Source organism: Bacillus sp. MN7755 (genome assembly GCF_054771475.1).
The window spans coordinates 1,574-5,974 of the sequence record NZ_BTRL01000033.1 but is presented as its reverse complement, the minus strand read 5'-3'; the positions used below and the strand labels follow the sequence as shown (position 1 = coordinate 5,974).

Sequence of the window (4,401 nt, the reverse complement as noted above, 5' to 3'; positions counted from 1 at the left end):
GCTTTTTCAAAAAACAAAACAATGCACCGCGTTTCAAATCTAAGAAGAACAACGTGCAATCTTATACCACAAAACAAACAAATGAAAACATTGCCGTTGTAGGAAACAAAATAAAATTGCCAAAACTAGGTCTTGTTCGATTTGCCAAAAGTCGTGAAGTAAAAGGACGTATTTTAAATGCTACAGTTAGACGGAACCCTTCTGGCAGATACTTTGTGTCATTGTTAGTTGAAACAGAAGTGCAAGAACTTCCAAAAACAAATTCTTACATTGGAATGGATGTGGGACTAAAAGATTTCGCCATTTTGTCAGATGGAACAACCTATAAAAATCCGAAGTTTTTTCGATCATTAGAAGAGAAATTGGCAAAAGCACAGCGTGTTCTTTCTAGAAGAATGAAAGGATCTTCTCGCTGGAATAAACAACGAGTAAAAGGAGCTAGAATTCATGAATACATGACGAATGCTAGAAAAGATTACTTGGACAAAATCTCGACTGAAATCATCAAAAACCACGATGTTATCGGTATAGAGGATTTGCAAGTATCGAATATGTTAAAGAATCATAAGTTAGCAAAAGCTATTAGTGAGATATCATGGTCACAGTTTCGCACTATGTTGGAATATAAGGCAAAATGGTACGGCAAACAAATCATTGTCGTATCGAAAACATTTGCTTCCAGCCAATTATGTTCTTGTTGTGAATATCAAAACAAAGACGTTAAAAATCTAAACCTACGTAAATGGGACTGCCCTTCTTGTCTTACACACCATGATCGGGATATTAACGCAAGTATCAATCTAAAGAATGAAGCGATAAGGCTTCTAACCGCAAGGACTGCGGGGTTAGCCTAATAAATTAGAGTTCGATAGAACTCTTTACTTAGGAATCCCCCTCTTCTAAACGAAGTGAAAGTGGGGGTAGTTCAACCAATTAGTAATAATTAATCATGCAAAACTAATTCACTCCCTATAAATGGCTTAGACTCCGATACAGCACATTAGTCAACATTAAAGACTGATTTAGGAATTATCATCATTGATGAGGTCCATGAATTTCAAGAAGTATTTATGAAAATAATCGAAATAAAGGTTAATATTCCTCAATTAAAATCAATAACTAATGCGATTAAAAGAAAAATGAAAAATGGAAAAACTCAGTGCAATAACTATTAAATTGGATACATACATTAAAAAAGAACATCCAGATATAGATAACGGTAAACCTTCAAGAGGTCGAGATGAAGGCGATCCTTTAGGATGTGCCCATTATGATTGCGAATGGGATACTGGTGATCTTTTTGGAGAAGCCAAATATGTTTATAATCAAACTAATGAATCGGATAATATACACATAAAGAAAAGACACCCATATAAGAGTGTCTTTTCCAATAGTTTTTTAGCAGAAGCAAGCAGCGCCGACTATGATTAATAAAATAAACAATACAACTAATAAAGCAAATCCTCCAGCAAAACCGCAGCCTCCGCCACAACTACCACCAAATCCCATAATAGTTCCTCCTTTAATTAGAGGGGAAAACAAGAGTACACTCATGTATTTTAATGGATTCAAATTATTTTATGTTTTTACACAGTAATTGAGCAGGTCCTTTTGAAAATAAAGAAAAGACACCCTGAGGTGTCTTGCTTCGACTTGACCAGTGCCGATGATACTAGATAGAACTGCGGTTCCAGATCCTGCAATAACATTAGTTGATGAGTTTAGTGTCAAAAGAAAAGCGAGCTGCTTCCGGTGATACTGGAACGTTATCGAGGCTTATTGTTAAGGTATAACTGATTTGATAAATACCGGCTACTTGAATTCTAATATCAATTCCAGTACTGATTGTATCATTTATTACAGGGACAGTGATATTAGGGCTTGGGTCCGGATTAGGCAATAGTAGTGGCGTGAATAATGTTGCGAATTGAGGTGAAGTAGCATTGAAAACAAAACCGATGGCAGGTAGTGTACTAGGGGCTTGTGCTCCACAATTAAAATTACATTTTCAAAGTTTTCTGCGGCTTGTTGTTGCATGTTTTGTGTGATATGACTGTACTTGTCTAAAGTCATTTGGGTAGAAGAATGACCTAATCGATCTTGAACCATTTTAGGATGATCTCCAGCCTGAAGCATGAGTGTTGCATGTGTATGACGTAAATCATGAAAACAAATTCGAGGGAAACCAGCTTTGTTGTAGTGGTCCTTTAAAAAACGATGGGGAGCATCTATTGTAATTAAACTTTAAATGCTAATTACTGTAGCAGTTAAGTTTCTATCCATAATAGTGCTAGTTGATATATTAACTCCCGAGGCAGACATATTCAGACAGTATACATAAGTCCCAGGTGGAGGGATATCTACCCAGATTACTGAAACATTGTGGGTTAAATGGGCTTGAGTATTTGCCGGTTTCTGAATATTGGTTTGAGCTTCTACCTGAATCGCAATAATGGTGACATCTCTCACTAAATTAAGAACTGAAGATACACTAAATTCTGTAAGACTGGGGTTAGAAACATAGTCAGATCTGAAAACCCCTTCTAACTTTACTATTTGATTAACTTCTACATTAATAGCCGGTAATGTGAGGTTAATCGAGGCAGGTGCAGGAGTGCTAATTTGCCTAAATATAACTGAAACGATGCCAGTCGGTTTAGTTACTCCGGTTGAACCAGTCTGTCCTGTAGGGAGCGTAAATGGTGGAATAGTAGGTAACTTGGGACCAATTAAAATAGGATCTTCTGCGGCGCTCTGTAAAATTCCCGGTGAATTTAGTTCATCCTTCTTTGACATATGTTCACCTCCAAATAGTTCTTATCGTATTTAATAGATGCGCAATATAAATAAAATATGATCATATTTTTGTTTAGTAAGAAAGAAGATGGCTAAAAAAGCTTAACAAAAGCGTTATTTTAATCGACAAGGGGAAAACAAAGATAAAATAAGACCGTTCCTTTTATAGGGAAGGCCGTACAAATATCATGTGCTGGAAGTCGCTTCAAATGGCAGTAAACCGATTAATTTACCCGCTACGTTCTTACGTTAATATCCCCCTTTCATGGTGTGTACGACAAAATCTTACCTTACCCTTCGCTCATATATTACATGATTACTCTTTATATTGAGAAATAAAGAATTACCTTTTTAATAATAATTTTATTTTTTATGTATTTGAAACACGAAAAGAGCACTTAATAAAGTGCTCTCGTGGCGAGATCATTCACTCAATAGAAAGGAATACACCATATCATACGAAATTTTTCTGAAATATGATTGGATTAATTAATATTTGTAAAAAAAGCAGCTAGCAAAAGCTAACTGCTCGGTTTCAAGATGATAATCTAGATGCAAATACAGTATGGCCAAGATAAGCTGTAACTATTCAAGGAAGAAGATTGAACAGATGGGGATCCGTATCGTATGAATCAGTTGTCATTTTTTAAAGACATCGATGAAAGGGAGTTGCGAAGACTTGTGGTGAAGGAGCTGAAAAACTACAAAGCATTGTGCGCTTGGATGAAAGATCAAAAGGGGATGGAGCAACTGATGAAGATAACAACTGAAGGCAAGAAAGCTCAATAAAATTTGAATTCTTAACCAAGTGAAAGTGGGGATAGTGCGATGCTAAATGTATTTAAAAATTTTGAAGAGGCTTTCTAAAATATAGAAAGGGAATTTTTGTTTATATAAATTATGTTATTAGAAATTCCCTTTTATTTATCATTATGGGAATAGAAAATGGTAAGAACTTAAGGTATAGGACTTGTAAGTGGGAATCTTGCTGCAGAAAAACTAAGCATTGATGGAGTCGGTAAAGCTAAGATTCTACCTTTTATAGTAGCAAGAAATACTACTTTTACGGTATCACCTGGATGTAATCCGTAGATAGTGGATACGCTGAAACTAGTAACATCGTCTTTTATATCTCGATAAACGGAAGTGTCATTTACGAATAAATCCAATATTCCCACAAAAGGCTGAACGAGTACAGGTTCAAATGTCAAATTTGCATTAATTTGGTATACACCTTCCTGTTTGGCTGTAAAAGTATTTATACCATCATATTCATTATTAAAATCAAAGAGTTCAGTTGTGAAATTTACAGTTTGAGAGGTAAAAGCAACAGTAAATTGTTCTTCAGCTCCTATATTTGCCCTGAATGCAGATTCTATAGCTCCCGGTCCAGTAGGTCCAGTGATTCCGGTGGGTCCAGTACGTCCAGTACGTCCAATACGCCCAGTAGGTCCAGTACGTCCAGTAGATCCGGTAGGTCCAGTGATTCCGGTAGGTCCAGTAGATCCGGTAGGTCCAGTGATTCCGGTAGGTCCAGTGATTCCGGTAGATCCAGTAGATCCGGTAGGTCCAGTGATTCCGGTAGGTCCAGTAGGTCCAGTGATT

Annotated in this window: 5 protein-coding genes and 3 pseudogenes; 3 read left to right on the top strand and 5 right to left on the bottom strand. The window is 36.5% G+C overall.

Features of this window, described 5'->3' with window-relative positions:
* Together tnpB and ACYVEC_RS29205 are read left to right on the top strand one after the other, a co-directional pair.
* On the top strand, positions 1-854 hold an 854-nt coding region (gene tnpB / locus ACYVEC_RS29210), incomplete at its 5' end, for an IS200/IS605 family element RNA-guided endonuclease TnpB (protein ID WP_460509464.1).
* A 292-nt stretch (positions 855-1,146) separates the two neighbouring features.
* On the top strand, positions 1,147-1,431 hold the full coding sequence (locus tag ACYVEC_RS29205; RefSeq protein ID WP_231428615.1) for a hypothetical protein: 285 nt from the start codon (positions 1,147-1,149) through the stop codon (positions 1,429-1,431).
* Here the strand turns inward: ACYVEC_RS29205 and ACYVEC_RS29200 are convergent.
* The 4 genes and pseudogenes from ACYVEC_RS29200 to ACYVEC_RS29185 all read right to left on the bottom strand — a co-directional run bounded on the left by ACYVEC_RS29200 (position 1,399) and on the right by ACYVEC_RS29185 (position 2,796).
* The gene (locus ACYVEC_RS29200) at positions 1,399-1,509 is read right to left on the bottom strand and encodes a YjcZ family sporulation protein (protein ID WP_000505679.1); all 111 of its coding nucleotides are present in this window, start codon (positions 1,507-1,509) and stop codon (positions 1,399-1,401) included. The genes ACYVEC_RS29205 and ACYVEC_RS29200 overlap by 33 nt on opposite strands.
* A gap of 138 nt (positions 1,510-1,647) precedes the next feature.
* A pseudogene (locus ACYVEC_RS29195) lies at positions 1,648-1,987 on the bottom strand (hypothetical protein); the annotation flags it as partial.
* An 11-nt stretch (positions 1,988-1,998) separates the two neighbouring features.
* A pseudogene (locus ACYVEC_RS29190) lies at positions 1,999-2,244 on the bottom strand (tyrosine-type recombinase/integrase); the annotation flags it as partial.
* Positions 2,245-2,796 carry an exosporium leader peptide-containing protein gene (locus ACYVEC_RS29185; RefSeq protein WP_063221355.1) on the bottom strand — a complete coding sequence of 184 codons (552 nt, stop codon included), beginning with the start codon at positions 2,794-2,796 and terminating at the stop codon, positions 2,245-2,247.
* 627 nt (positions 2,797-3,423) lie between these two features.
* On the opposite strand from ACYVEC_RS29185, the gene ACYVEC_RS29180 reads away from it, so the two are divergent.
* A complete protein-coding gene (locus ACYVEC_RS29180) occupies positions 3,424-3,585 on the top strand; it encodes a hypothetical protein (protein WP_162840196.1) in 162 nt (53 codons plus the stop codon).
* Between the two features lie 167 nt (positions 3,586-3,752).
* On the opposite strand, the pseudogene ACYVEC_RS29175 reads toward ACYVEC_RS29180, so the two are convergent.
* Positions 3,753-4,401: pseudogene (locus tag ACYVEC_RS29175) on the bottom strand (hypothetical protein); the annotation flags it as partial.

Coding starts and splice junctions, on each gene's coding strand:
- ACYVEC_RS29205 (WP_231428615.1), top strand. CDS start 1,147: ATGGAAAAACTCAGTGCAATAACTATTAAATTGGATACATACATTAAA.
- ACYVEC_RS29185 (WP_063221355.1), bottom strand. CDS start 2,796: ATGTCAAAGAAGGATGAACTAAATTCACCGGGAATTTTACAGAGCGCC.
- ACYVEC_RS29200 (WP_000505679.1), bottom strand. CDS start 1,509: ATGGGATTTGGTGGTAGTTGTGGCGGAGGCTGCGGTTTTGCTGGAGGA.
- ACYVEC_RS29180 (WP_162840196.1), top strand. CDS start 3,424: ATGAATCAGTTGTCATTTTTTAAAGACATCGATGAAAGGGAGTTGCGA.